General features: G+C 73.1%; 18 protein-coding genes and 1 pseudogene. 13 read left to right on the top strand and 6 right to left on the bottom strand.

Translation table 11 applies throughout. The annotated features are described in order from the left end of the window. Positions 1 to 718: 718 nt before the first annotated feature. Positions 719 to 2,362 carry a helix-turn-helix domain-containing protein gene (locus tag ACF09E_RS18370; protein WP_392206093.1) on the bottom strand — a complete coding sequence of 548 codons (1,644 nt, stop codon included), beginning with the start codon at positions 2,360 to 2,362 and terminating at the stop codon, positions 719 to 721. Positions 2,363 to 2,502: 140 nt separating this feature from the next. On the opposite strand from ACF09E_RS18370, the gene ACF09E_RS18365 reads away from it, so the two are divergent. The 8 genes from ACF09E_RS18365 to ACF09E_RS18330 all read left to right on the top strand — a co-directional run bounded on the left by ACF09E_RS18365 (position 2,503) and on the right by ACF09E_RS18330 (position 13,399). Then, on the top strand, positions 2,503 to 4,368 hold the full coding sequence (locus tag ACF09E_RS18365) for an SIP domain-containing protein (RefSeq protein ID WP_392206092.1): 1,866 nt from the start codon (positions 2,503 to 2,505) through the stop codon (positions 4,366 to 4,368). Positions 4,369 to 4,475: 107 nt separating this feature from the next. Beyond that, positions 4,476 to 5,498: an ABC transporter substrate-binding protein gene (locus ACF09E_RS18360; protein WP_392206091.1), complete on the top strand. Its 1,023-nt coding sequence runs from the start codon at positions 4,476 to 4,478 to the stop codon at positions 5,496 to 5,498. Continuing rightward, positions 5,495 to 6,541: a FecCD family ABC transporter permease gene (locus ACF09E_RS18355; RefSeq protein WP_392206090.1), complete on the top strand. Its 1,047-nt coding sequence runs from the start codon at positions 5,495 to 5,497 to the stop codon at positions 6,539 to 6,541. The genes ACF09E_RS18360 and ACF09E_RS18355 overlap by 4 nt, the downstream gene beginning before the upstream one ends. Before the next feature lie 71 nt (positions 6,542 to 6,612). Next, positions 6,613 to 7,650 (top strand): FecCD family ABC transporter permease, encoded by a 1,038-nt coding sequence (locus ACF09E_RS18350; RefSeq protein ID WP_392206124.1) that lies wholly within the window; start codon positions 6,613 to 6,615, stop codon positions 7,648 to 7,650. Beyond that, entirely contained in the window at positions 7,647 to 8,501 is an 855-nt protein-coding gene (locus tag ACF09E_RS18345; protein WP_392206089.1) for an ABC transporter ATP-binding protein, read from the top strand. Before ACF09E_RS18350 ends, ACF09E_RS18345 begins: the two co-directional genes overlap by 4 nt. Further along, complete coding sequence (locus ACF09E_RS18340) at positions 8,494 to 9,750, top strand: alpha/beta hydrolase (RefSeq protein WP_392206088.1); 1,257 nt, start codon at positions 8,494 to 8,496, stop codon at positions 9,748 to 9,750. The genes ACF09E_RS18345 and ACF09E_RS18340 overlap by 8 nt, the downstream gene beginning before the upstream one ends. After that, positions 9,747 to 11,600, top strand: a complete 1,854-nt coding sequence (locus tag ACF09E_RS18335; protein ID WP_392206087.1) for an ABC transporter transmembrane domain-containing protein — start codon at positions 9,747 to 9,749, stop codon at positions 11,598 to 11,600. Before ACF09E_RS18340 ends, ACF09E_RS18335 begins: the two co-directional genes overlap by 4 nt. After that, positions 11,597 to 13,399 carry an ABC transporter ATP-binding protein gene (locus tag ACF09E_RS18330; protein ID WP_392206086.1) on the top strand — a complete coding sequence of 601 codons (1,803 nt, stop codon included), beginning with the start codon at positions 11,597 to 11,599 and terminating at the stop codon, positions 13,397 to 13,399. Before ACF09E_RS18335 ends, ACF09E_RS18330 begins: the two co-directional genes overlap by 4 nt. 35 nt (positions 13,400 to 13,434) lie before the next feature. Here the strand turns inward: ACF09E_RS18330 and ACF09E_RS18325 are convergent, their stop codons facing one another. The 4 genes from ACF09E_RS18325 to ACF09E_RS18310 form a co-directional block, all read right to left on the bottom strand. Continuing rightward, entirely contained in the window at positions 13,435 to 14,355 is a 921-nt protein-coding gene (locus ACF09E_RS18325; RefSeq protein ID WP_392206085.1) for an alpha/beta fold hydrolase, read from the bottom strand. Next, on the bottom strand, positions 14,352 to 15,173 hold the full coding sequence (locus ACF09E_RS18320; protein WP_392206084.1) for a class I SAM-dependent methyltransferase: 822 nt from the start codon (positions 15,171 to 15,173) through the stop codon (positions 14,352 to 14,354). Before ACF09E_RS18320 ends, ACF09E_RS18325 begins: the two co-directional genes overlap by 4 nt. 82 nt (positions 15,174 to 15,255) lie before the next feature. Next, positions 15,256 to 15,780 carry a hypothetical protein gene (locus ACF09E_RS18315; protein ID WP_392206083.1) on the bottom strand — a complete coding sequence of 175 codons (525 nt, stop codon included), beginning with the start codon at positions 15,778 to 15,780 and terminating at the stop codon, positions 15,256 to 15,258. 107 nt (positions 15,781 to 15,887) lie between these two features. Next, the gene (locus ACF09E_RS18310; RefSeq protein WP_392206082.1) at positions 15,888 to 16,517 is read right to left on the bottom strand and encodes a DUF6000 family protein; all 630 of its coding nucleotides are present in this window, start codon (positions 16,515 to 16,517) and stop codon (positions 15,888 to 15,890) included. 101 nt (positions 16,518 to 16,618) lie between these two features. Between ACF09E_RS18310 and ACF09E_RS18305 the strand changes: the two genes are divergently transcribed. From ACF09E_RS18305 to ACF09E_RS18295, 3 genes and pseudogenes are all read left to right on the top strand, one after another. Then, positions 16,619 to 17,035 carry a hypothetical protein gene (locus ACF09E_RS18305; RefSeq protein WP_392206081.1) on the top strand — a complete coding sequence of 139 codons (417 nt, stop codon included), beginning with the start codon at positions 16,619 to 16,621 and terminating at the stop codon, positions 17,033 to 17,035. Further along, positions 16,999 to 19,647: pseudogene (locus ACF09E_RS18300) on the top strand (BTAD domain-containing putative transcriptional regulator). The gene ACF09E_RS18305 and the pseudogene ACF09E_RS18300 overlap by 37 nt, the downstream one beginning before the upstream one ends. A gap of 135 nt (positions 19,648 to 19,782) precedes the next feature. Beyond that, on the top strand, positions 19,783 to 20,589 hold the full coding sequence (locus ACF09E_RS18295) for a DUF4232 domain-containing protein (RefSeq protein WP_392206080.1): 807 nt from the start codon (positions 19,783 to 19,785) through the stop codon (positions 20,587 to 20,589). Between the two features lie 13 nt (positions 20,590 to 20,602). Here the strand turns inward: ACF09E_RS18295 and ACF09E_RS18290 are convergent, their stop codons facing one another. Next, positions 20,603 to 21,739 (bottom strand): pyridoxal-phosphate dependent enzyme, encoded by a 1,137-nt coding sequence (locus ACF09E_RS18290; protein ID WP_392206079.1) that lies wholly within the window; start codon positions 21,737 to 21,739, stop codon positions 20,603 to 20,605. A 176-nt stretch (positions 21,740 to 21,915) separates the two neighbouring features. Here ACF09E_RS18290 and ACF09E_RS18285 point away from each other — a divergent pair, with 176 nt between their 5' ends. Continuing rightward, positions 21,916 to 23,490, top strand: coding sequence for a S8 family peptidase (locus tag ACF09E_RS18285; protein ID WP_392206078.1), 1,575 nt, complete (start codon positions 21,916 to 21,918; stop codon positions 23,488 to 23,490). A gap of 378 nt (positions 23,491 to 23,868) precedes the next feature. Next, entirely contained in the window at positions 23,869 to 24,978 is a 1,110-nt protein-coding gene (locus ACF09E_RS18280) for a DUF4190 domain-containing protein (protein WP_392206077.1), read from the top strand. The last annotated feature ends 147 nt before the right edge of the window (positions 24,979 to 25,125 follow it).

Raw genomic sequence — 25,125 nt, 5'->3', positions numbered from 1 at the left:
CTGAGTACAACACGCCACCATCGGCGATCGTGGGGTGTTCTTGTTGCGGCGGCTGGTTGATCGACTGGCGTGGGAGGCGCGTTCGGATGGGCTGTGATGAGGGTCTCGCTCTGCTGCGGGAGCGGGGAGGCGACCTGCCGTCGGAAGGCGGAACGGTCGCCGAGGGGAAACGGGAACTGTTGGGAGAGCGTCTGGCGGAGATCCGCTGGTTGAGGGGGCTCCCCTAGGAGCAGGTGGCGGGTGGCTGGGCTTCATCAAGTGCCCGGTTTCGCATATCGAGCAAGGCTGGATCTCCGGCCAGGAGGTGTTCGCTCGGTATGCGGCCGCTCCCGGGTTGCTATCCGCGGTCGTGTGCCTTCGGATGGGTCTGGTTATGGGCGCGCGGACTGTGCAGATCGGCGCTCCCGGTCCTCCTCTGCTAGGCATCTGTCCGGTCCGCAGTTAGTCCGCAGGACACCCGTAAACGACCGTCGGAAGCCAACGCGCGCCAACGAAGAAACCCCAGTTCAGAGCCCTGGGCGGGGCTCCGCCGCAGGTCAGGATCAGTCCGCAAACATTCCGCTTCAACGTCTGGCGAGTGCGACGCCGTCGCCGGCACGGCACCTGCGCAGGTCCGCGAGGGCCCGGCTCCTTGGGAGTCGGGCCCTCGGGTTCTTTCGTGCCCGGATGGTGTCCGGGGGATGGGGCCGTGCCGGGGCAGCGCGTCCCCGTGACGTGCTCACCGGCTCCCGGCCGCCTCGCGTTCCTGGTACTCGCGAGGGGAGAGTCCGTGGAACCGGGAGAAGGCGGCGCTGAACGTGGGGAGGTGGGCGTACCCGATCCGGCGGGCCACGGTGCTGGGCGGGGCGCCCCCGGCGAGCAGGTCGCGGGCGACGCGCATGCGGGCGGCGTAGCGCCAGCGGCCGAGTGTCATGCCCGTCTCGTCCCGGAAGGCGCGGTGGATCTCGGCATCGTGGGCCCCGCCTGCCTCGGCGTCATGGGACCCGCCGGGTTCGCCGATGCGGCGCAGACAGTCCATCGCGACGGCACGCGCGCGTGGATCGGTGGGCATCGGTACCGAGAGCGCTCGCTGCGCGGCGACCTGTTCCGCGAACAGGTCGAGGATGTGGCGGGGGTTGTGGTCGTCAGGGCGCAGTGCCGAGCGTGCGCTGATCGAACAGAACATCAGGTAGTCGTCCCACGCGGGCGAGAACCGCACCTGGAGCGGCGCGGTCAGGTGGAGGTCGGCGGTGCTCGCGTTGCCCAGCGGCAGGGAGACGGAGTTCTCGCGGAGGCCGGTGACATGCTCCCTCTCCGCCGGGATCCAGGTGGCGACCCCACGCTCCCGCTCGTAGCGCCGGTCGCCGATGTCCAGGTACCCGCTGCCGCGGTACATCCAGCTGAGGACGTGGATGTCGTTGGTGTGTGACGGTGTGCTGGCCGGGGGCAGCATCTCGGGCGGGACGGGTGTGTCCGTCTCGCGCATCATCCGGATCAGGTCGTCGGTCTGCCGTGCGGCCGCCGCCCGCCGGGTCAGCCCACCGGCGCCGGGCCGGGCGTGGACCTTCCGTCCGAACTCGTGGGGGGTGAGTCCGAAGCGTCCCTTGAAGGCCCGGGTGAGGCCGTTGCGGCTGGCGAAGCCCACCAGGGCGGTCACCTGGTCCACGTCGTAGCCGGCGGCGAGGAGTTCCACGGCGGCGGCGAGCCGGCAGTGCAGCCGCCATTGTTCGAAGGTGAGCCCCGTGTCGGCGAGGAAGTCGCGGCGAAGGGTGCGAGCGCCGGCGAGCACCCGCACCGCCCATCGCTCGACGGTGAGGTCGAGGCCGGGGTCGCGCATCAGTTCCTCGGCGACGGCTCTGGCGCCGCGGGCGTGCGGCATCGGGGGCGAGGCGAAGCCCTCCGGGCTCGGGTCCTGCCCGACCGCGGAGGGCGCCGGAGGGGGCGAGCCGGGGTGCCGCAGGAGCTCCGCGACGGCCTCCGGGGAGTATCCGTGGCCACTGAACGGAGTGACCTGAAGGTTGAAGAGCTGGATCAACCAGTCCTGCCAGCCGCTGGGAACGTCGAACCGTGTCAGGTCCGGCAACCCCTGGGCGGCGACGCCGGCGTGGGGGTACAGCGGGAAGGCGACCGTCTCCGGCTCGGTGGTGATCGTCCGCCCGGCCCGGCTGTCTGCGGGGGTCTCCGCCCGGACGTCCGCCGGAATCCAGACGCCCTCTCCGGCCCCGAGGTGGAGCGTCGGACCTCCGTCGAGGCGCACGTGCGCGGTGCCGGTGCGTACCCACAGCAACAGCGGTCGGGCGGGGGCTTCCGTCGGACTCCACCGCGCGCCCGGGATCGGCGGAGGGCTGCCGGAGCCGGCGGTGAAGGGGGAGAGCGAGGTCATGCCCTGACCGTACGTCCTAACCGCACGGCAGTCTGCGCACACCCTTCGAGGTAAGGTTCCCCTAACCTTACCGGAGTGCGCCCTTCCGATGCCGGCGCGCGGCTCCGCCCTCGAAGCGATCCAGAAAGTCCGGTCCCCGTATGCCCAAGACCTCGCGCCGGCTCACCGTGCACCCGCCGACCCTGCGTGAGGTCGAGGTGGTCCGGATCGTCGACCTCGGCCCGGGAATGCGGCGGGTCACGCTGAGCGGCGAACAACTGCACGCGTTCACCACGGCGGACGGTCTCACGCGCCCCGCCTTCGCGTCGCAGGGCTTCGACGACGACCTGGGCCTCTACTTCCCCCACCCGGGCCAGAGCGAACCGGTGCTCCCGGTCCAGGGCGAGGCGAAGCTGATCGTGCCCAAGGGGCCCCGCCCGCTGTCGAGGGCCTACACGGTGCGCCGGTGGGACCCGGAGGCCGGCGAGCTCGACGTGGACTTCGTCAGGCACGGGGTGGGCGTGGGAACGACATGGGCGTACCGCGCCGCGCCGGGTGACCGGATCCACCTCAGCGGCCCGCGTACGTCGAAGGCGCACCCCGTCGGGGCCGACTGGTGGCTCGTGGCGGGCGACGACACCGCGCTCCCCGCGATCGGCCGCCTGCTCGACGAGCTTCCGGCCGACGCCCGGGCGCAGGTGTTCATCGAGATCGGCGAGGGCACCCACCGCCAGGAGCTGCGCGAGCTGCCCGGGGTGGACGTGACGTGGCTGGTCCGCTCCGAGGCGACGGACGGGGCCGGGGCACCGCTCACCGAGGCGGTCCGCGGTACGGCGTGGTGGCCGGGGCAGGCGTTCGTGTGGCTGGCCGGTGAGCACACGGCCGTCCGGGACATCCGCCGGCACCTGGTCGAGGACCGTGGCGTGCCCAAGGAGGACATCGACTTCACCGGATACTGGCGCCGCTCCGCGGTCGTCGCCCTGGAGAGCGACGGGGCGCTGCCCGATCCGGAGCGGACGGTCACCCCGTTCCAGAGGCTCCACGACCTGACCGAACTCGTCGCGCCGCTCGCGATCCGTACCGCCGTCGAGCTGGGCGTTCCCGATCTGCTCTCGCGTGGGGTGACCGGCGTGGCCGAGCTGGCCGCCGAGACCGGTGCCGACGAGCGCGCCCTGGGCAGACTGCTGCGCTACCTGCACACCCTGGACGTGGTGACCCGGACGGAGCCGGGGCGTTACGCCCTGACGCCGGTCGGCGACGTCCTGACGCTCGACTTCATCGCCGACAGGCTGCACCCGGCGGGGGTGGTCGGCCGTGAGTCGCTGGGGCTGTACGGACTCACGGAGTCGATCCGCACCGGCCGTTCCGCCTACGCCTCGGTCACCGGCCAGACCTTCGCCGAGGTGCGGGCCGAGCAGGACTACGAGGACCGCCACCTGGAGCGCCTGGCGAAGTTCCAGCCCGCACTGGCCGGATCGATCGCCACATCCGATCTGCTGGCCGGAGTCCGGCACCTGGTGATCCACTCCGGTGGCGCGGGCGCGCACGCCCGCGAGTACGTCGCCGCCCACGAGGACCTGCGCGTGACGATCTGCGCCCTGCCCGCCCAGGCCGACTGGCTCCGCCGCGACCTGCCCGACACGATTCCCGACGAGCGGCAGCGTGCCCGCGTCGGCGTCCTCGAGCAGTCCGTCTTCGAACCCGGCCCGGCAGCCGATGCCGTGCTCGTCAGCCGCGCCTTCAAGACCCTGCCCGACGCAGACGCCGCCCACGCGCTGCGCCGGGCGGCCGAGAACCTCACCCCCGGCGGACGGGTGCTGCTGATCGAGGAGGTCTTCGACACCGACGACCTCGACGAGCACGACGGCGAGCAAGACCTCATCGGGCTCGTCTGCCACGGCTCCGGCCTGCGCACCGCAGCAGAACTGGACGCCGTCATCGCACGGGCGGGTCTGACGCGCAGGTCTGCGCGGACCGTCGGCCTGGGCACCACCGTCCACGAACTCGTCCACCCCGACGCCGGCTGATCCCCTCGCCTTCTCGTCCCGTCCCGCCCCAGTTCACTCAAGTCCCCCTGGACTCCCCTCCCCCGGCAGCCCCTCCCCGCCGCGGCACAAGCGAAGGAAAGACCACCATGAGCAGCACCCCGACCACGAGACGCGGCATGGCCGTCGCCGCCGCCCTGATGAGCGCGTCGCTCCTCCTCACCGCCTGTGGCGGCGACGGCGGCGACGGCGGCGACGCGGACAAGAAGGCCGCCGCCGGGACCGGCGGCGACAAGGCCGCCAAGACCCGCAGCGTCAAGGCCGAGAACGGCACCGTCGAGATCCCCGCCGCCCCTCAGCGGATCGTCACGATCGGCAACACGAACCTCCCCTTCATCGATCTCGGCGGCAGGCCGGTGGGCGTCACCGAGGTGTCCGCATCCGACCTCGCCGTACTCCCGAAGGAACAGAAGGCCGCGTACGAGGCGGCCGAGGTCGTCGGCAGCAGCGGCGGCGACGTGGACCTCGAGAAGCTCGCCGCCCTCAAGCCCGACCTCATCCTCGTCCAGTTCCACTCGAACGACTGGGACAAGGTCGGCAAGCGCCTCCAGTCGATCGCGCCGACGGTGCTCTGGGGGCTGGACACCGAGTGGAAGGAATTCGCCGACGAGATCGCCACGGCCGGCAACGTCACGGCTGAACTCGGCCGGCAGAAGGCCGAGTTCGAGAAGAAGGTCGCCAAGATCAAGCAGACCTACGGCAAGACCATCGGCGACAGCACGTTCGTCGACGTCTCCCGCGGCGACTGGAGCGATCCCGGGACGTTCTACATCGCTGACATCGGCTGCTCGGAGATCGCCCGGGACGACATCGGCCTCGACCTGCCCGAGGCGGCCGAGGGCAAGGACCCCCTGGCGTACGAGTCCCTGCCGTTCGAGCGGATCACCGGGCTCTCCAAGTACGACGTGATCACCTACCCCGTCGACGCGGAAGGCCGGCCGACCGAGCCCTTCGTCCCGGTGACCGAGACCAACACCTGGAAGGCGCTCCCCACCGTGACCTCCGGTCGCGCGCTCGGAGTCTTCTGCCCCGGAAACAACTCCTACGGCCCGGTCCTGCAGTACCTGGACTCGCTGGACGGCGCACTGGCGACGCTCGCCGGAAAGCAGTGACGGTCCTCGCCCAGGGGCAGCGCGGCCGGGACACCGAGACGGTGCCCCGGCCGCGCCGGAGGCGTGTGCTCGGCCTGGTCCTCGCGGTGGCGGTGCTGACGGCTCTGCTGATGCTGAGCCTCATGATCGGATCCACGGCGATCGCGCCGTCCGTGGTGTGGAACGCACTGGTCGACCCGTCCGCCCACGCCGACCAGTTCGCGATCCGCGACTTCCGGCTGCCACGCACCCTCGTGGGTCTCGTCGTCGGCATGGCACTCGGTCTGTCGGGCGCGTTGATCCAGGCGCTCGTCCGCAACCCCCTGGCCGATCCGGGCGTTCTCGGCGTCCACGCCGGGTCGTCCTTCGCGGTCACGGTCGCCGTGGGTCTGCTCGGCGTCCGCGAGGCCCGGGGCTACATGTGGTTCGCGTTCGCGGGCGCGCTGATCGTCACCCTCCTGGTCCTCGCCCTCGGGTCGACACGGAAGGGCTCCTCGCCGGTGGTCATGGTGCTCGCCGGGGTCTGCGTCGGCGCCGTGCTCGGCGGTGCCAGGGAGGCACTCCAGCTGACCGACCCGGACGCCTTCGACGCGATGCGCTTCTGGAACGCCGGGTCGATCACGGGTCGCCCGCTGGACGTCGTATGGCCGATCCTGCCCTTCTTCGCGATGGCGCTCGTCCTCGCCCTCGTGGTGTCGGGTCCCCTCAACGCGCTGGCTCTGGGCGACGAGCTGGCGCGCGCCCAAGGGGTCCGGCTGGCACGCACCCGGTTCCTCGCCGTGATCGCGCTCACCCTCCTCGCCGGGGGCGCCACCGCGATCGCCGGACCCATCGGGTTCGTCGGACTCATGGTGCCGCACGTGGCCCGCTGGATCGCCGGCCCGGACCAACGATGGATCTTCGCGTACAGCGTGCTGCTCTCCCCGAGCCTGCTCCTGGCCTCCGACGTCCTCGGCCGCGTCCTGATGCGACCCGGGGAGATCCCCGTCGGCATCGTCACCGCCTTCGTCGGCGCGCCCGTCCTCGTCGTGCTGGTGCGGCGGCGGAAGGCGAGCGGACTGTGAACGCGACGACACGCCCTCTGCGGGCGGAGGAAGGCGAGCGGTCCGTGACGTCGAACGCGCACCTCACACACGTGGACTTCGGCCGGCGGGGACTGGTACTGCGGCGAGGGCGGATCGCCGTCCGGCTGCCGTGGCGCCCGGTCGTCGTCTGCGCCGTGCTCGCCGCCCTGGGCGCCGGTACGGCGGTGCTCGCGCTCATGACGGGCTCGTACGCGCTGAGCCCGGGACAGGTGCTCTCCGCACTGACCGGTCAGGAGACCGGGTTCGTCCGGGAGATCGTGATCGAGTGGCGGCTGCCCCGGGTGGTCGCGGCGCTCGTCTTCGGCGCGGCGCTGGGCGTGAGCGGGGCGGTCTTCCAGTCGCTGCTGCGCAACCCGCTCGCCGACCCCGGCATCATGGGATTCACCCAGGGCTCCTACAGCGGCGCGCTGATCGTGATCCTGGTCGTCAACGGCAGCTACACCCAGCTGGCCGGTGGGGCGCTGCTCGGCGGGATGGCCACCGCCGTGGCCGTGTACACGCTCGCGTACCGGCGGGGGGTGAAGGGGTTCCGGCTGATCGTCGTCGGCATCGCCGCGTCGGCGATGCTCGATTCGCTCAACACCTGGCTGATCCTCAAGGCCGACCTGGACCAGGCGATGTCCGCGGCCGCGTGGGGTGCCGGGTCGCTCAACGGCGTGTCCTGGAACCAGGTCCTCGTCGGCGGCGCCTGCATCGCCGTACTCCTGTTGCCGGCGGGGATGCTGAGCCGGTCGCTGCGGCAGATGCAACTGGGCGACGACGTGGCCGCCTCGCAGGGAGTACGGGTCGCGCCGGCACGGCTGGGCCTGATCCTGGTGGGAGTGGCGCTGACGGCGACGGTCACGGCCGCTTCGGGGCCGATCCTGTTCGTCTCCCTGGTCGCCCCGCAGATCGCACGGCGGCTCACCCGCAGCGCGGGGATCACCCTCGTCCCCGCCGCCTTCGTCGGTGCGCTGCTGTGCCTGGCGTCGGACCACCTCGCCCAGCACGTCGCCCCCACCCCGCTGCCGGTCGGCATCATCACCGTCGTGCTGGGCGGCGGCTACCTCGGATACCTGCTGTTCACCGAAGCGAGGAGACGCCTGTGAGCGTGCCCCCGTCCCGCACCGCGCGCCTGAGGGTGGAGTCGGCGACGATCGGCTACGACAGACGGGTCATCGCCGAGGACCTCTCGGTGGCCATCCCCGACGAGTCGTTCACGGTCATCGTCGGCCCGAACGCATGCGGCAAGTCGACCCTGCTGCGCGGCCTGTCCCGGCTCCTAAAGCCGTCGGCCGGGCAGGTCGTCCTCGACGGCCGTGACATCACCTCGTACAAGACCAGAGAGGTGGCGCGACAGGTCGGACTGCTGCCGCAGAGCTCGATCGCCCCGGACGGGATCACCGTCGCCGACCTGGTGGCCCGGGGACGCCACCCCCACCAGGGCTTCGTCCGGCAGTGGACCGAGGACGACGAGCGGGCCGTGCTCACGGCGATGCGCCAGACCTCGGTCGCCGACCTGGCCGGGCGCCCGGTGGACGAGCTGTCGGGCGGGCAGCGCCAGCGCGTGTGGGTGGCGATGGCCCTCGCGCAGCAGACCGGCATCCTGCTGCTCGACGAACCGACCACCTTCCTCGACATCACCCACCAGATCGAGCTGCTGGAGCTGTTCACCGACCTGCACCACGCCGGCCACACCCTGGTCGCCGTCCTGCACGACCTGAACCACGCCGCCCGCTACGGCACCCACCTGATCGCCATGAAGGACGGTGCCGTGGTCGTCGAGGGCACTCCGGAGGAGGTCGTCACGGCCGATGCGATCGAGGAGGTGTTCGGTCTGCGCTGCCTGGTGACGCGCGATCCGGTGACCGGCAGCCCCCAGGTGGTGCCGCTCGGCCGCGAACGGCCCGGTCACAGGCCCGCCCAGACCACCGACACAGAGAGCGCGACCCATGTCTGATCCGTCCCGTCCGTCCGTCGCGAAGCTGTCGACCGGTGAGTGGAGCCCGGAGAGGTTCAGACGGCATCTCCGGGAGACGGGCACACCCCTTGTCGAGCGGATCTCCGCGGACGAGGTGGAGGTGACCTTCGTCGACGAGCCCGGAGACGACACGACGGTCACCCTCTCGGTCGTGATCGGGCCCAGAATCGGCTTCAACCCGGTCGGTACGGAGTTCACCTCGGTGGCCGGTACGCCGTTTCGCGTGCTCACCCTGCGGATGCGCTCCGACCTGCGTTTCTCGTACGTTTTCGTCCGAGGCGGGGCCACGGGCGAGAGCGAGCGGGTCCCGGACCCGTTCAATCCGCCGCCGCGGTTCTCGGAGTGCTCGGTGGAACGGTTCTCCGGGGCCTCGGTGGCCGTGCTGCCCGACGCGGCGCCGCTGCCCTGGCTCGACGAGGCCGAGGCGCGCCCGGCCCCCGCCATGGAATCCGCCGTGCTGGCAAGCGAGTTCCTGGGCAACGAACGGCGCGTCTGGGTCTCGATGCCCCCGGGCGACCATACGGACGACAGCGCACTGCCCTTCGTGATCCACCTGGACGGGACACCGGACCACAGCGCGCCGAGCGTGCGGGACGCCCTGGTCGAGGCGGGCCTGATCCGGCCGTGCGCCGTGGTCCTCGTCGACCAGCTCGGACAGCAGCGCGACAGGGAACTGCTCTGCGACCCGGCGTTCTCCCGGATGCTGGTCGAGGAACTGCTTCCGTGGCTCCGCCACCGGTACCCGCTCTCGCGCGACCCCGCCGACGTGGCGCTGGCCGGTGAGAGCTTCGGCGGCCTGTGCGCCGGCTGGACGGCGCTGCACCACCCCGACGCCTTCGGCAACGCCATCCTCCAGTCCCCGTCCTGTGGGTACCACCCCGACCTCAGGTGGGGCACCGGAGCCGGCGAACTGCTGCGGCACACCCCCGTACCGACGCTGATCGCCGACTGCCTCGCCGCGGACAAGGCGCCGGTCCGCTTCTTCCACGACGTCGGTGAGCTGGAGGCCTCGAACACCCACAGCCGGTGGCTGGACCACGTGCTCACCACGAAGGGCTACGACACCCTCTACCGGGAGTTCGCCGGCGGGCACGACTACGCATGGTGGCGGGGGCTCCTCGCCGACGCCCTGCTCTGGTGCTTCCCGCCCGGGAGCCCGGAAAGCCGGGACGGGAGCCCGGAAAGCCGGGACGGGAGTCCGGAGAGCCGGGACGGGAGCCCCGCGTGAGCAGACTCTCGGGTCGCGCGGCCGCCGACACCGCGGGACTGGGGCGAGGACCCCTGACCCGACGGCTGCCCGTGCTGCTGCAGGCGCCCCCCGAACCGGTTCAGGCGCCCGACGCCGAGGCCGGGGCGGGGATCACGCCGGGTCGGTTCCTGCTGCGTGCGATCCTCTCGGTCAAGCGGGTCACCGTACCGGCGACGCTCCTCGCGATCGTGTGGCAGGTCGGCGAGTCGGCGGTCCCCGTGGTCATGGGCGTCGCCATCGACCGGGCCCTCGCGACCGGGAACGCGGCGCAGCTCGCCTTGTGGCTCGGTGTGCTGACGGGCCTGTACATCGCGCTGACGATGGCGGCGAAGGTGACGAACCGGCTGACCTCGTACGCGGTGCAACTGCTGCAGCACCGGCTGCGGAGCACCCTGTCGAACGCCGTGCTGCATCCGGTCGGCGGCGAGGCCCGTCCGCCGGACGGCAGCGTCGTCTCGGTGATGACGAACGACGTCGCCCGCCTGGCCAACGGAGTGATCCTGCTGATCATGCCCGTCTCCAGGATCGCGGCCATCGCGTTCATCGCCGTATCGCTGCTGGCGACGCACTGGCTGCTCGGGCTCGCGGTGCTGCTGGGAGCCCCGGCCGCGGTGTGGCTGATGGGCGTGCTCAGCGAACGGCTCTCCCGGGACACCCGTGCGTACCAGGAACTCCTGGCCTCCACCGTCGGACGGGCCACGGACCTGGTCGCGGGCTACCGGGTGATCAAGGGGATGCACGCCGAGGCCGAGGCGACCAGGAGATACCGGCGGGCGAGCCGGGAGACCCTCGTCGGGGCCAGGCGCAACGCGGGGCTCCTCGGGAGGTTCCTCGTGGGCTCGGGAGCGGTCGGCGGCGTGTTCGTCGCCGCCGTCATGGGGTTGGCCGGCTGGTTCGCCGTGGTCGGGCGACTCAGCATCGGCGAGCTGATCGCCGCCGTCGGCCTCACCCAGGCGCTGCTGCCGCAGATCCAGTCGATCGCGAGCATCTCCATCCCCAACCTCGCCGGGGCACGCGCCGCGTCCGCCCGCGTCGTCGGCGTTCTGCGCGGCGACGGCGGACGGAAGCCGGGACGGGACGACGCGTCGCGTCCGGAGGTCGCGCCGCTGCCCGTTCTGGAAGTGGTCACGCCGGCCGCGACGATCCGGGTGGAACCGGGCGAGCTCGTGGGAGTGCGCGCCGACGACCGGACCGCCGCCCGCATCACGCGGGCGCTCCTCGACCCGTGTGCCTCCGACAGGCTGGAGGCACGGCTCGACGGGCGCCCGGCACGTGAGCTGACCGCGCACGCGTACCGCTCCCGGGTCACGGTCGCTCCGCACCGGGCCACGCTCTTCAGCGGGACGATCCGCGACAACATCACGGCCCCCTCCGGAGCCGACGCGTCCGAACCGGTCGCCGCCGCGGTGCGCGCCGCGGCCTGCGACGACTTCGCCACCGACCTCGACCTCCCGGTCGGCGAGGACGGCAACCGCCTCTCCGGCGGTCAGCGCCAGCGGATCGCGCTGGCCCGCGCGCTGGCGAGCGACGCACCGGTACTCGTGCTGCACGACCCGACCACCGCGGTGGACCCGGTCACCGAGCACGCGATCGCGGAGCGTCTGCCCGCCGTCCGCGCGGGCCGCTCGACGCTGCTGATCGCCTCGTCCCCGGTGCTGCTCGGACGCTGCGACCGCGTCGTCGACCTGTTCGGGGACGTGCCCCGGCAAGAAGACGTGCCCCGAGAGACGAAGGGCGTACCCCTGCACGCAGGGGACGCACCCCTGCACGCGGGGGACGCACCCCTGCACGCGGGGGACGCACCCCTGCACGGAAGGACGGTGGGATGAGCGTGGCAACCGCTACGACCGGGCACGCGCTGCCCGTCGCGGGCGGGCGGGCGACGGCCGGGGAGGTGTGGCGGCTCAGCCGCGGACACCGGCTCCGGCTCACCGCCGTCGGCCTGGCCGGGGTCGCCGGAACCGCCGTCGACCTGATCCCGCCGGTGGCGATCGGGTATCTCGTCGACCGGGTGCGGGAGGGCACCGCGGATCTCGGCACCGTGCTGACGGTCACGGGCGTGATGGCGCTCTCCGCCGTCCTCGGTTCCGCGGGCACCGCCGTGACGATCGCGCAGGCCACCCGCGTCTACCACACCGTCCTCGCCACGCTGCGCGAACGCCTGGTGAGCCGCGCGATGCTGCTCCCGCAGCACCTCGTCGAGCGCGCCGGTACCGGGGACCTGATATCCCGGGCCAGCGACGACGTCACCGCCGTCGCCGACGCCGCCCCAGCGGTGATTCCCGCGCTCACCGTCACCGCGTTCACCGTCGCCGTGTCGCTGGCCGGGCTCGCGGCACTGGAGTGGCCCTACGCCGCCGCGTTCGCCGTCGTACTGCCCGTCTACTGGCTTGCCATGCGGTGGTATCTGCGGGTCGGGCCCCGGGTGTACCAGGCGGAGCGGGCGGCGATGAGCGCGCGTGCCCAGCAGATCGTCGAGTCCCAGCGCGGTCACGCCACCGTGCTCGGATTCGGGCTCGCCGAGCAACGGCACCGTGCCGTGCTGACGGCCTCCTGGGGTGTCGCTGTGCAGTCGATCAGGGCACGCACCGTGCAGAGCATGCTCAGCGCCCGGCTCAATCTCGGCGAATGCCTGAGCCTCGCAGCCGTGCTCGTCGTCGGGTTCGTCCTCGTCGACCACGGACTCTCCACCGTCGGCGGCGCCACCACCGCCATGCTGCTGGTGCTGCGCCTGCTGGGGCCGGTCAATCAACTGCTGTTCGTCGTCGACACCCTGCAGTCGGCTCTCGCCTCGCTGAGCCGCATGATCGGAGTGGTCACGATTCCGACGCCGGAAGCGGCCGCCCCGTCGACGGCGGGGTCAGACCTCGCAGACCCGGCAGACCCCACAGACCCGGCGGACCCCGCAGGCTCGACAGCGACCGACACCGCCGTCCGGCTCCGCGGGGTCGCGTTCCGCTACGCCGACGGGCCACCCGTCCTCGACGGCATCGACCTCGACGTCCCGGCCGGCCAGCACCTCGCGATCGTCGGCCCGTCCGGGGCGGGGAAGACCACGCTCGCCTCCGTGATCGCGGGCGTTCACCGGCCCGACGCCGGGACCGTGGCCCGTCCCCGCCGCACCGCGGTGATCTCCCAGGAAGTGCACGTGTTCGCCGGGACGCTACGGGACAACCTCACGCTCGCAGCCCCCCACGCCACGGACCGCGCCCTCCGCGTCGCGCTCGAAGCCACCGGCGCGGCCGATCTGCTGGACCTGTCGGCGGACGCCCTCGACACGGTGGTCGGCACCGGCGGACAGCCGCTCACCGACGCGCAGGCCCAACAGCTCGCCCTCGCCCGGCTGCTCCTCGCCGATCCCGAGCTGGCGATCCTCGACGAAGCCACCGCCGAGGCCGGCTCCGCCCACGCCGAGAGGCTCGACCACGCCTCGGAAGCGGTGCTCGCCGGCCGGACCGGCATCGTGATCGCTCACCGGCTCTCCCAGGCCGCCGCGTGCGACCGCATCGTGGTCATGGACGCCGGACGCGTCATCGAGACCGGCTCCCATGACGAACTCCTCACCGCCGGCGGCACTTACGCCCGGTTGTGGGAGGTGTGGCAAGCCGGGCGACCCGCCGGCGCGTGACGGACGGGGGCTCCGGCGTGCGGAGCACGCGGGCCTCAGCCGGGGATGCCAGGGGGGCCGGTGGTGCCGGGAGCGTCGGGCAGGCCGGACAGAAGGGCCACGATCTCCCGGACCACGACCCCCGGTTCGGTCAGTGGCACGTAGTGGCCCGACCTCTCCGCGATCACGTGCCGGCCTTTCGGACTCCGGCCGGCGCGTCCGGCATGGGCGGCGTTCGCCGCCGCGCGCACCGCCTCGTCCATCCCGTCTCCGGGCAGGCCGCCGGAGATCACGGTGACCGGGATCCCACCGGTGTCCGGCGGTGTCTCGCGCCAGGCGGCCAGCTCGTCCAGATAGGTGCGGGCCTGGCGGCGCTGGGTGCGCAGCACCCCCGTCGTGAAGCCCTCACGGGCCATGTCCCGGCGGGCGTCCTGGGGCAGCAGGGCGAGCTGTCCGCGGAACAGGGGGCGCAGCAGCCGGAGGGCGGCGAGGGCGCTGCCGAGGCCGAGCGCCGTCCGCTCCAGGCGTCTGAACCGGGCGGAGAACAGTACGTCGGCGGCCTCGTCGGTGGGGTCGACCAGGACCAGGCCGGTGATCCGTCGGGGAGTGCGGGCGGCCGCGAGCCGGACCAGCGGGCCTCCCGCGCTGTGCCCGACGAGGAGACAGGGCCCGGGACCGAAGTGGTCGAGCAGGGCGCCGAGGTCGTCGGCCATACGGGTCAGGGTGCGCCCGGCCGGGTCGGGGCCGCTGCGGCCGAGGCCGGAGCGGTCGTAGACGACGGTCCGGGCGTACGGCGCGAGAGCGGGCTGCACCAGAGCCCAGGACGACCTGCCCGCGCCGGCCCCGGCCTCGAACACGACGGTCGGTGCGTCCGGCCGCGCTCCGGGCAGGACCATCGCGTAGAGCCGCCTACCGTCGGGCAGAGGCACCCACTCGGCGGTGCCCTGCACATGCGCTCCGCCCACGGGGGTGGTCACCGGTCCTCCAGCGTGAACAGGTTCATCCGGTACGAGTCGACAGCGGGCGGCACCAGGCGCGCCAGCAGGGGAATGCCGTAACGGTGGCGCCATGGCCAGGTGCGGGCCACGTCCGGCTGCGGGGTCGCGAAGGTCCTACTCTCGCGGAGCCTCAGGCCCCAGCCCTCCAGGGCCTTCGGGTTGTCGCAGGTCCAGGTCATCCGCGCGTCGACGGCCTTGAACACCGGATTGCGGTTTTGGTTGCGCATCATGGGGCCGCCGCCGGTGTCGAAGCTGAGGTCGGCCCCGGGGAAGCGGTTTCCCAGAGCCCTTACGACGGCGCGGACCTGGTCCTCCTGCAGGTATAGGAGCACGGCCTCGCTCACGAAGAAGTACGGCCCGCCGGTCCGCGCGACCTTTTCGAACCAGTCGGTGTCCAGCACCGAGCCCGCGAGGGTCGTGATCCGCTCGGAGTCGGTGAGGAACCGCCGCCGCAACTGGACGGTGTCCGGCAGATCGAGGTCGAACCAGCGCGCCCGCCCGTTGTCGAGGCGGTGCGAGCGGGTGCTGAGCCCTGCTCCGAGTTCGATCACGGTGCCGTCCGGGTGTGCTGCCAGGAACCGTGCGACCCACCCGTCGAAGATCGCGCTGCGCAGTACGGAGCCGCCGAGGGAAGGGCCGCGGAACCTGGCGAAGTCGTAGTCGATCCTCTCGACCATGGCGCATGCCCGGTCGTCCCGCAGGATCGAGCGGCGGGCCTTCGCGTCGAGCGCGCGCCCGTACAGCGGGATGAGCAGCGTCTCCTGCACGGTGCCGAGCCGTACGCTCTCCTTGACCACACGATCACCACCCAGGAAAGGTTAGGGTCACCTAAGTAGCTCAGCCTAGGGTGGTGTCGGAGGAACCTCAACTCCCATGTCCTTAGGGCGCGTCCGTCGGGTCGGGCATGCGCTGGACCGCGTAGCCCGGTCCCGGTGGTGTGAAGCTCAGGCCGTTCTCGTCGAGGGCGTTGAAGACGGTGACCCGGCCGTGGGGGAAGACGAAGCCGAGGGCCACCATGCCCCGGGCCAGGTCGGCGCCGCGCCGTTCCAGGAGTTCGGTGCTCTCCAGCGCCTGGCCGTGCAGCGAGGTCAGCGCCGGCATCGCGTCGGCGCGCCAGCGCAGGTCGAAACCGGGCCAGTGGGCGGGGCCGTGGGGGGCCAGGGAGTTCCAGCCGATCGCGATGTCGTCGAACCTGTGGTGCTGGATCTCCACCTGCTCTCCGTCGAAGTCGAGCAGGACGGGAGCGTCGGCGAACCACGTGTCGTCCTCGACGTCCCAGAGCAGCCATGCTCGTGTCAGGGGCCGCCCGGCCAGTGCCCGCAGACGGTCCCCGTGGGCCGCCGTGATCGCGGCGCGGCCGTGCAGCCACTCGGGGGCGTAGGTGTCGATGTCGAAGGGACGCATCTCGTCATTGTGCCGGGAGGGGGAGGGAGCCCACGGTCCGTGCGTCCACCGCCGGGCCGTCGCCGCATCCGCCGCCCGGCCTGCTCTCTTCGCGGTTCCGGGCGCCGCTACCTCCGCCTCCAGCCGTTCGCGAAGTCGCACTGGAGGTCCGTCCAGTGGTGCGCCTCGGCGGGGGTGTTGCCGGGATAGCCGAGGCGTTGTACGCCCTTGACCCACTCGTCCCAGAGACCGTCGGGCTCCGTGAAGCGGTCGGCGTGGCGGGTGCCGAGGTGGGCGTCGAGGCGGAGGAGGGCGCCGAGGGCGGACGGCTGGTCGTAGTGGAGGTCGGTGCGGGGGAGGTAGTGGTCGAGGTAGGCGGTGAGGATCTCGGCGTCGGCGTGGGTGCCGAAGCGGGCCAGGGCGAAGCAGTAGGCGCCGCCGGAGTAGCAGACCTCGCTCGCCAGGAGCAGGTCGCCGATTCGGTCACGGAACCGTTCCCGGCGGTCGACGCCGATCAGCCAGGCCGCGGTGAGCCGCGAGCGCCACTCGTACGCGAGGAGGGCTGCCAGTTCCTCGTCGGTGATCACGGCGGCGTCGTTCAGCAGGTGCCGGGTGAAGCGGGTGGCATGCCACCACCGGGGGCTCAGGAACCGTGCGCTGTTCAGTACGAGATAGCGCGGGAGGCCGCCGTACGTCCTCGTCACATAGCCCTTGACCACATGGCCGTGGCCGGTCTCCTCGGGGTGCTGGGACGGCATCGGTATCACCTCTCCGGGGGCGGTTCGGGACGGGCGGCCCGCGGTGGCGTCCCGTGACGGCATACTTCCAGCCGGAATCGCCGGGGGGGCGATGCGGGGTCGTGAAGCCGGCCGGGACCCCGGTGCTGCGCGCGGACGCCGTTCGGCGGATCGAGCGGCTGCGGGCGCGGGTCGTCGGCGGCGCGGAGGAGCCCGCCGAGGACCCGGTGCGGGAGGAGCCCGCCGAGGACCCGGTGCGGGAGGAGCCCGCCGAGGACCCGGTGCGGGAGGAGCCCGCCGAGGACCCGGTGCGGAGGAGCCCGCCGAGGACCCGGTGCGGGAGGAGCCCGCCGAGGACCCGGTGCGGAGGAGCCCGCCGAGGGCCCGGTGCGGATTCGGACGACGAGGGCGGGATCGGGGATCTCCACGGCACTTCCGACACCTCCACCCCACGTATCCTCGACTGCTGGGAAATCGGGGGACGTGTCGCGGAGGTGTACTGGTGGAGTTCCGGCTGCTCGGCTCCGTTGCGCTGGTGACGGAGGACGGGGACGTGGCCCTGGGACCCGCCTAGCGGTCCAGCCTGCTCGCGATGCTGCTGCTGCGTCCCAACACCGCGGTGAACGTCGGCCGGCTGATCGACGCGCTCTGGGAGGAGGAGCCGCCCACCCACGCCAAGACCGTGCTCCAGGGGCACGTCTCGCGGCTGCGGGCGCTGCTCGCCGAGCACGGCGCCGAGGCGTACGGCGTCGAACTGGCCACGCAGGGCTCGGCGTACGTGCTGCGGATGCCGGAGTCACTGGTGGACGCGCACCGCTTCGAGGAGCTCGTCGCGCTCGCCGGGGTGCAGCGACAGCCCGCCGACACCGTGCGGATGCTGCGTGAGGCCCTGTCGTACTGGCAGGGGCCCGCGCTCACCGGCACCGTGCACAGCCGCCCGCTGGAGGCCGCCGCCGGGGAGCTCGAAGAGCTGCGGCTGGCCTCCGTGGAGTCGCTGGCGGAGGCGTACGGGGAACTCGGCGAGCACGCCCGGGCCGCCGCCGTGCTGCGCACCGAGGCCGTCGCCCACCCGCTGCGGGAGTCCCTCGCCGCCGCGCTGATGCTGGCCCTGGGCCGCTCCGGACGGCAGTCGGACGCGATCGACTGGTACCACCGCACCCGGCGGCTGCTCGCCGAGGAACTGGGCGTCGACCCCGGCGAGACGCTGAGCGAGGCGTACGCCACCCTGCTCCGCTCGGCCGCGCCGCCCGTGACCGCGCCCCGCCCCGCCGCACCCGCCGCCGCCCCGACGCCCGAGGGACTGCCGCGCGCGCCGCGCGGGTTCACCGGGCGCGGTGCCGAACTCGCCGCCCTCGACCGCGCGGTACGCGGCGGCGACGGGCCCGTCTGCCTGGTCACCGGCCCCGCCGGCGTCGGCAAGACGGCCTTCGCGGTGCACTGGGCGTACGAGCGCCGGGACGACTTCCCCGACGGGCGGATCTTCGCCGACCTCCGCGGCTTCAGCGACACCCCGGCTCCCGAGACCGCCGCCGTCCTCCGGGAGTTCCTGCTCGCGCTCGGCGTGCAGCCGCAGCGGATCCCGGAGGCCGTCGAGGCCCGCGGCGCCCTGTTCCGCTCCCTGACCGCCGGCCGCCGGCTCCTCGTCCTGCTCGACAACGCCCGCTCCTCGGAGCAGGTCAGACCCCTGCTGCCGGGCGGAGACCACTGCACCACCCTGGTCACCAGCCGCGACCGGCTCGGCGGCCTCATCGCCTCCGACGCGGCCCGGCCGGTACCGCTCGGCCACCTGCCCCCGGCCGACTCCGCCGCCCTGCTCACCACCGTCCTCGGCGAGACGCGGGTCGCCGCCGAACCCGCCGCCGCCGCACGGCTCGCCGGACTCTGCGACGGCCTCCCGCTCGCCCTGCGGGTGACCGCGGCGCGGCTCGCCGAGCGCCCCCGGTGGACGCTGGACGAGATGGTCGGCGAACTCGCCGACGAGCAGGGCCGGCTGACGCTCCTCGACGTCGAGGACCGGGGCGTCTCCGCGGCGCTGCGCCTGACCGTGCAGCAACTGCCCGAGTCCGCGGCCCGGCTGTTCCGGGCGACGGGCCTGCACACCGGATCCGACCTGGACCGGTTCGCGGCCGGCGCGCTCGTCGGCACGTCCCCGGGCCAGGCCTCCGCGGACCTGGACCGGCTCGCCGCCGCCCATCTGCTGACCGAGTCCGTCCCCGGCCGCTGGACGCCGCACGACCTGGTCCGGCTCTACGCCCGCCACGTCTCCGCGGACGCCGACCCCGAGGGCCTGCGCCGCCTCCTCGACCACTACCTGTACACGGGGCTCGCGGCCGACGCCGCCGCCGAGCCCGGGTCCCAGCCCTGCTACTCGCTGCCCGCCGACGCCCGCAGGCCCGCCGCGACCCGCGAGTTCGAGGACCGTACGGCGGCCCTCGACTGGTACGTGGCCGAGCGCGCCGCCCTGGAGGGCGCCGTCACCACCGCGGCCGCCCTCGGCCTGCACGACCGGGCCTGGCGGCTCGCCCTGGTGCAGTGGCCGCTGATGCTCCTGCGGATCGGGGACGGCTGGACGCCCCTCCTGGAGGCCGGTCTCGCGTCGGCGGAGCAGGTGGGCGACTTCGACGCGCAGTCGCGGACCCGGGCGCTGCTCGGCTGGATCCTGCATGAGGAGGGCCGGGACGCCGAGGCGCTCGTCCACCTGGAGAAGGCGCCCGGGCTGGCCGCCCGGGCCGGTGACGCGATCAGCGAGGCCATCGCGTACGTCAACCACGCTGCCGTCCTGGACGCGACGGGGGAGCACGAGCGGGCCGGGCTGCTCATGGTGCACGCCGTCTCCCTGGCCGACCGCACCGGCCACCCGTCGACCCAGGTGCTCACGCTCCACCACCTGGCGGGCCACTGCATGAAGGCGGGCGACTACGAGGCGGCGCTGGCGCACACCCTTCGCGCCGGGGAACTCGTCGCCCCCGACGCGGTGGTCGTCCGGGCCCAGCTGCAGATCGTCAAGGGAGAGGCGCTGGCCGCCGTCGGCCGCCTCGACGAGGCCGCCGACCAGCTGGAACGCGCGATCGCGGCATCCGACGCGGCCGGTTTCACCGAGGGTGCGGCGCGCGCGGCGGCGGGTCTCTCGCGCCTGTCAGCGGATCGTTAGCGGCACGCAAGCGGGACGGCAGCGCGGGGCCGGAAGCTGGACACAGCACCGAGTACACGGAGTACCCGGAGCCGCCGCCGGGGCGCTCGCCCCGGCGTACCGCACCGATCGACCGCTTCACGGGGGAGAACCTTCATGCGCACCCACCGCACGTCCACCGTCCTGGCCGCCGCCGCCGTCACCGTCCTCTCGCTCGGCCTGACGGCCTGCGGCGGCGCCGCGGACACCGGCGCGAAGGACGCGGGCAGCGCGAGCTCCTCGCAGACGGCGGGCGCCGCCGGCCAGGGGACGGCCGAGGCCGGCGGCACCGCCGACCAGACCGCCGCGCAGAGCGGCTCGGGTTCGGGCGGCACCTCCACGACGGCCGGAACCTCCACGACGTCCGGCGGCACCTCGACGACGTCCGGCGGCACCTCCGGCGGCAGCGGTACGAAGGCGTCCACGGCCGGGTCCACGGGATCCACCGGGTCCTCGAAGGGCACCTCCGCCGGCGGCACGAGCTCCGCCAAGGCGCCCGCCTGCGCCTACGGCGACATCCGGATCACGGCGGCGAAGGCCGACGAGGTCCCGACCGAGCACATCGTCCTCACCGCCACCAACACCTCCGGCAGCGCCTGCACCCTGCTCCAGTACCCGCTGATCGCCTTCGGCCCGATCCAGACGGCCAAGGACGTCCCGGCCGTCGCGAAGAGCAGGCCGGCCGCCCCGGTCGTGCTGCGGCCCGGCGCGCCCGCGTACGCCAACGTGCGCGTCTCGCTCGGCGGCACCCACGAGGACAACAAGGTCGTGCGGAGCTTCACCGTGAACCTGTTCGCCGCCGAGGGCCCGGCCGAGGGCAGCATCGTCGTCAAGGCCCCCGCGGGCGGCCTGGCCGTCGCCGAGGCCGCCGCGAAGACGGGCTACTGGACGCCGCAGCTCCGCGACGGCGCCGACGAGTTCTGAGCCCGGCAGCCGGTCAGTGCGCCAGGCCGGTCTTGGCGCCCGCCCCGCACAGCGGCACCACGGTGAGTCCGGGCCTGCGCGCGGCGGCCCGGACCGCCGCCCAGCAGGCCACGCCGGTGGATTCGACGAAGAGGCCGCGCCCGGCCAGCTCCCGCTGCGCCGCGCGGATCTGGTCCTCCGTCACCGTCAGGAACGTGCCGCCCGTCGCCCGGACCGCCCGCAGGATCTGGTGGGCGCGGGGCGGCGCGGGGATCGCGATGCCCTCGGCGAGGGTGGGGCGCGCGGGGGCCGGCCCGAGCAGTTCGTCGGCGCCCGCGTGGAAGGCCGCGGCCAGCGGGGAGACGGCCTCGGCCTGGACGGCGACGAGGGCCGGGAGGCGGTCGACGAGGCCGTCGCGGTGGAGCTCGTCGAGCGCGAGGGCGGCGCCGAGCAGCAGGGTGCCGTTGCCGACCGGGACGACGACCGTGTCGGGGAGGCGGCCGCCGAGCTCCTCCCACAGCTCGTAGACGTAGGTCTTGGTGCCGTGCAGGAAGTACGGGTTGTGGACGTGCGAGGCGTAGAAGGTGCCGGGCTCGTCGGCGGCCGCCCGAGCGGCCCGGGCCGTGGCCTCGCGGTCGCCGGGCACCTCGACGACCCGGGCGCCGTGCGCCCGGATCTGCTCCAGCTTCTTGGGGGAGGTGCCCTCGGGGACGTACACGAGGGCGTCGAGGCCGGCCCGCGCCGCGTAGGCGGCGATCGCCGTACCGGCGTTCCCGCTGCTGTCGGCGACGATCCGGCGGAGGGTGCCGTTCCGGGCGAGCCGGAGGGCGTGGGCGGCGAGCATCACCGCGCCGCGGTCCTTGAACGACAGGGTCGGCATCAGGAAGTCGAGTTTGGCGGAAACCGATCCCTCCTCCCCTTCGAGGAGGGGGACGAGCGGGGTCCGGCCCTCCCCGAGCGTCACCTCCGGCGCGCACGGCATCGGCGGCAGCGCCTCCTCGTAACGCCACAACGAATTTCGTCGTGACGCGAGTGACGGGAGGGAAACCGGGCCGCCGGTGAACTCCAGGTCCCACGGGCCACGGCACTGAGGACAACACCAGGTGAGGGCGTCGGTGGGCGAGTCGACACGGCAGCGGGGGCAGCGGTAGGAGGTCATGGCGATCAGCATGTCAGCCGTGTGGCGCGGGTGTTGCGGGGTGCCGACAGCTCTTGTGGGATTCCTATGGATCAGTCAACCTTTCGCTCGGCAGCCGGATGTTCCGAGGCGGTGTGGAGCCATACCGCTTTGTCATGTCCCTGCTAATCCCCCACAGTGACGCACCACCAATGAGGAGGACCCCTCACATGTCAGTGATGCGTGAATCACGGCGTCGAATCGCCACCGCCGCGGCCGTCGCCGTCGCCGCCCTCACCGTCGGCACCCTCTCCGCCCTCCCGGCCACCGCCGTGCCGGCCGCCCCGGAGGGCGTCATCGAGAACGCCGGGGCCGAAGGCACGATCGCGGGCAGCTACATCGTCACCCTGGAGGAGTCGGCGCAGGCCGAGACCGCCGAGGGCCGCGCGGTCGCCGCCGAGTACGGCGCGAAGATCAAGAAGACGTACACCGCCGCGCTCAACGGCTACAACGTCGAACTCTCCGAGGCGCAGGCGAAGAAGCTCGCGGCCGACCCCGCCGTGAAGTCCGTGGTCCAGAACCGCGTCTTCAAGATCACCGGCACCCAGCCCTCCCCGCCGTCCTGGGGCCTGGACCGGATCGACCAGCGGGCCCTCCCGCTGAACCAGAGCTACACCTACCCGGACACCGCCGGACAGGGCGTCACCGCGTACATCATCGACACCGGTGTACGGATCTCCCACAGCGACTTCGGCGGCCGTGCCTTCAACGGATTCGACGCCGTCGACAACGACAACGTCGCCCAGGACGGCAACGGCCACGGCACCCACGTCGCCGGGACCGTCGCGGGCACCGCCCACGGCGTCGCCAAGAAGGCGAAGATCGTCGGCGTCCGCGTGCTCGACAACAACGGCTCCGGCACCACCGCCGGTGTCGTCGCGGGCATCGACTGGGTGACCCGGAACGCCGTCAAGCCGGCCGTCGCCAACATGAGCCTCGGCGGAGGCGTGGACTCCACGCTCGACACGGCCGTCCGCAACTCGATCGCGTCCGGCGTCACGTACGCCGTCGCCGCGGGCAACAGCAACGCCAACGCCTCGAACTACTCCCCGGCCCGGGTGACCGAGGCGCTCACGGTCGGCTCCACGACCAACACCGACGCGCGCTCCAGCTTCTCGAACTACGGCACCGTCCTGGACCTCTTCGCCCCGGGCTCGAACATCACCTCGGCGTGGAACACCGGCGACTCCGCCACCAACACGATCTCCGGTACGTCGATGGCGTCCCCGCACGTCGCCGGCGCGGCCGCGCTCTACCTCGGCGACAACCCGACGGCCACCCCGGCCCAGGTGGGCACCGCCCTGGTGAACGCTGCCACGCCGAACGTGGTGACCAACCCGGGCACCGGCTCCCCGAACCGCCTGCTGTACGTCGGTGGCGGCGGCACCACCCCCCCGCCCGGCAAGAAGTTCGAGAACACGGCGGACTACGCCATCGCCGACAACGCGACCGTCGAGTCCCCGGTCACCGTCAGCGGCGTCAGCGGCAACGCCCCCGCCGCCCTCCAGGTGCCGGTGAACATCGTCCACACCTACATCGGCGACCTCCAGGTCCAGCTGATCGCCCCCGACGGCTCGGCCTACACGCTGAAGGCCTTCGGCACCGGCGGCAGCTCGGACAACATCAACACCACCTACACCGTGAACGCCTCCTCGGAGGTCGCCAACGGCACGTGGAAGCTCCGGGTCACGGACAACGCGAACGCCGACACCGGCAAGATCGACGCCTGGGGCCTCCAGTTCTGACCCCGGCCCCACCGCAACACCACGCGTGACGCGAGGGGGCGGCCGCCCGAGGGCGACCGCCCCCTCCGCCATGCACCGGTCGTCCCGCCGCCGGGCGCCCGGTCCGCCTGGTCGGCGGGGTCCGCCGCCGCGAGTCCGAACGGCTTCGCGCGGGACAGCGGATGGTCGGGCGAGAGCGAGAACGCCGCACGGAGGGCCGCCGGGATCGGCGGAGTCGTCCCCCGCATGCCGTCCCCTCCGTCCGGCGGCGTACGATGCGCGACCGATCATTTGTTCGCGTCGTTCGCCCCGAACAGGAGCACCGTACCCGTGGAGCCGACCCCGCCGACCCCACCCCCGCCGCCCCCGTACGGCGGTCCGCAGCAGGGGAGTCGGCCCGTGCCGGGGCCGTACACCTCGCCGGGGATGCCGTACGCGGCGGGGCCCTACGCGGGGGTGCCCGGGGGCGTGCCGTACGGCGTGCCGGCCCGGCGGACCACCAACGGGCTCGCGATCGCCTCCCTGGTCTCCGGCGTCGTCTGCTGCCTGCCGCCCCTCGGGCTGGTCCTCGGGCTCGTCGCCCTGCCCCGGATCAGGAAGCGGGACCAGGCGGGCAAGGGGCTCGCGGTCGCGGGCATCGTCCTCTCCGCCCTCAGCTGCCTGCTGCTCGTGATCGGCATCGCCACCGGCGGCCTCGGCTCCTTCTGGGGCGGCTTCAAGGAGGGCGTGGAGGAGGCGTCCCGCTCGAAGTCGCCGTTCTCGCTGCGGACCGGCCAGTGCTTCACCCCGGACGGGAAGCTGGAGGCGTACGCGACGGACGTCACGGTCGTCGACTGCGCCCGCCCGCACATCGGCGAGGTCACCGGCGGCTTCAAGGTGACCGGCTTCGACACCTGGCCCGGCGAGGACGCGATCGACGAGATCGCGCAGAAGCGCTGCGAGACGGTCAACGGCGGGTACGCCCTGGACACCTGGGCCGTCCCCAAGGACGTCTGGCTGTACTACTACCTGCCGAGCGCCCAGAGCTGGCGGCTCGGCGACCGGACGGTGACCTGCGCGTTCGCCGCCGAGAAGAAGCCGTTCAGCGGCTCCGTCCGCTCCGACGCGAGCAGGCTGACCGACCACCAGGCCGCCTTCCTGAAGGCCGTCAACCCGATCGAGACGGTGACCTACCGGGAGCCCGAGGAGGACCCGGACGAGGACTTCACCGCCAACAAGGCGTGGGCCTCGGAGCTGCTGGCGGCGATCGAGACGGCGCGCGCGGGGCTGGACCGGCGCACCTGGCCCGCCGGCGCGGCGCCCTCCGTCGCGGCGCTCCGGCAGGACCTGGGAGCGGCGTCGAAGCAGTGGCTGAAGCTGGCGACGGCGGCCGACGCGGAGGCCTACTGGGAGGCGTACGACCCGGCGTGGGAGGCGCTGCCCGAGGACCTGGGGGCGGACGCGCGGACGGCGCTCGACCTGACCGGCACGCCCCCGGTGGACGCCGTGGGCGAGGGGTCCTCCGTCTGACGCCGCGCACGGGAAACGGGGCCGGGCCTCCTCGGGGGAGGTCCGGCCCCGTCGTGTGCGGACCGGGCGGTGGTCCGGGGAGCGGCGGCCCGTGACCGACCGCCGCCGCCGGTCCACCGCGAGCGGCGGGGCCGGTCCGCGGCCAGG

Source organism: Streptomyces sp. NPDC014891, from assembly GCF_043081085.1.
In the GTDB taxonomy this organism is placed as follows: domain Bacteria; phylum Actinomycetota; class Actinomycetes; order Streptomycetales; family Streptomycetaceae; genus Streptomyces.
The sequence above is the reverse complement of the archived record's forward strand: the minus strand, read 5'-3'. Positions and strand labels throughout refer to the sequence as shown.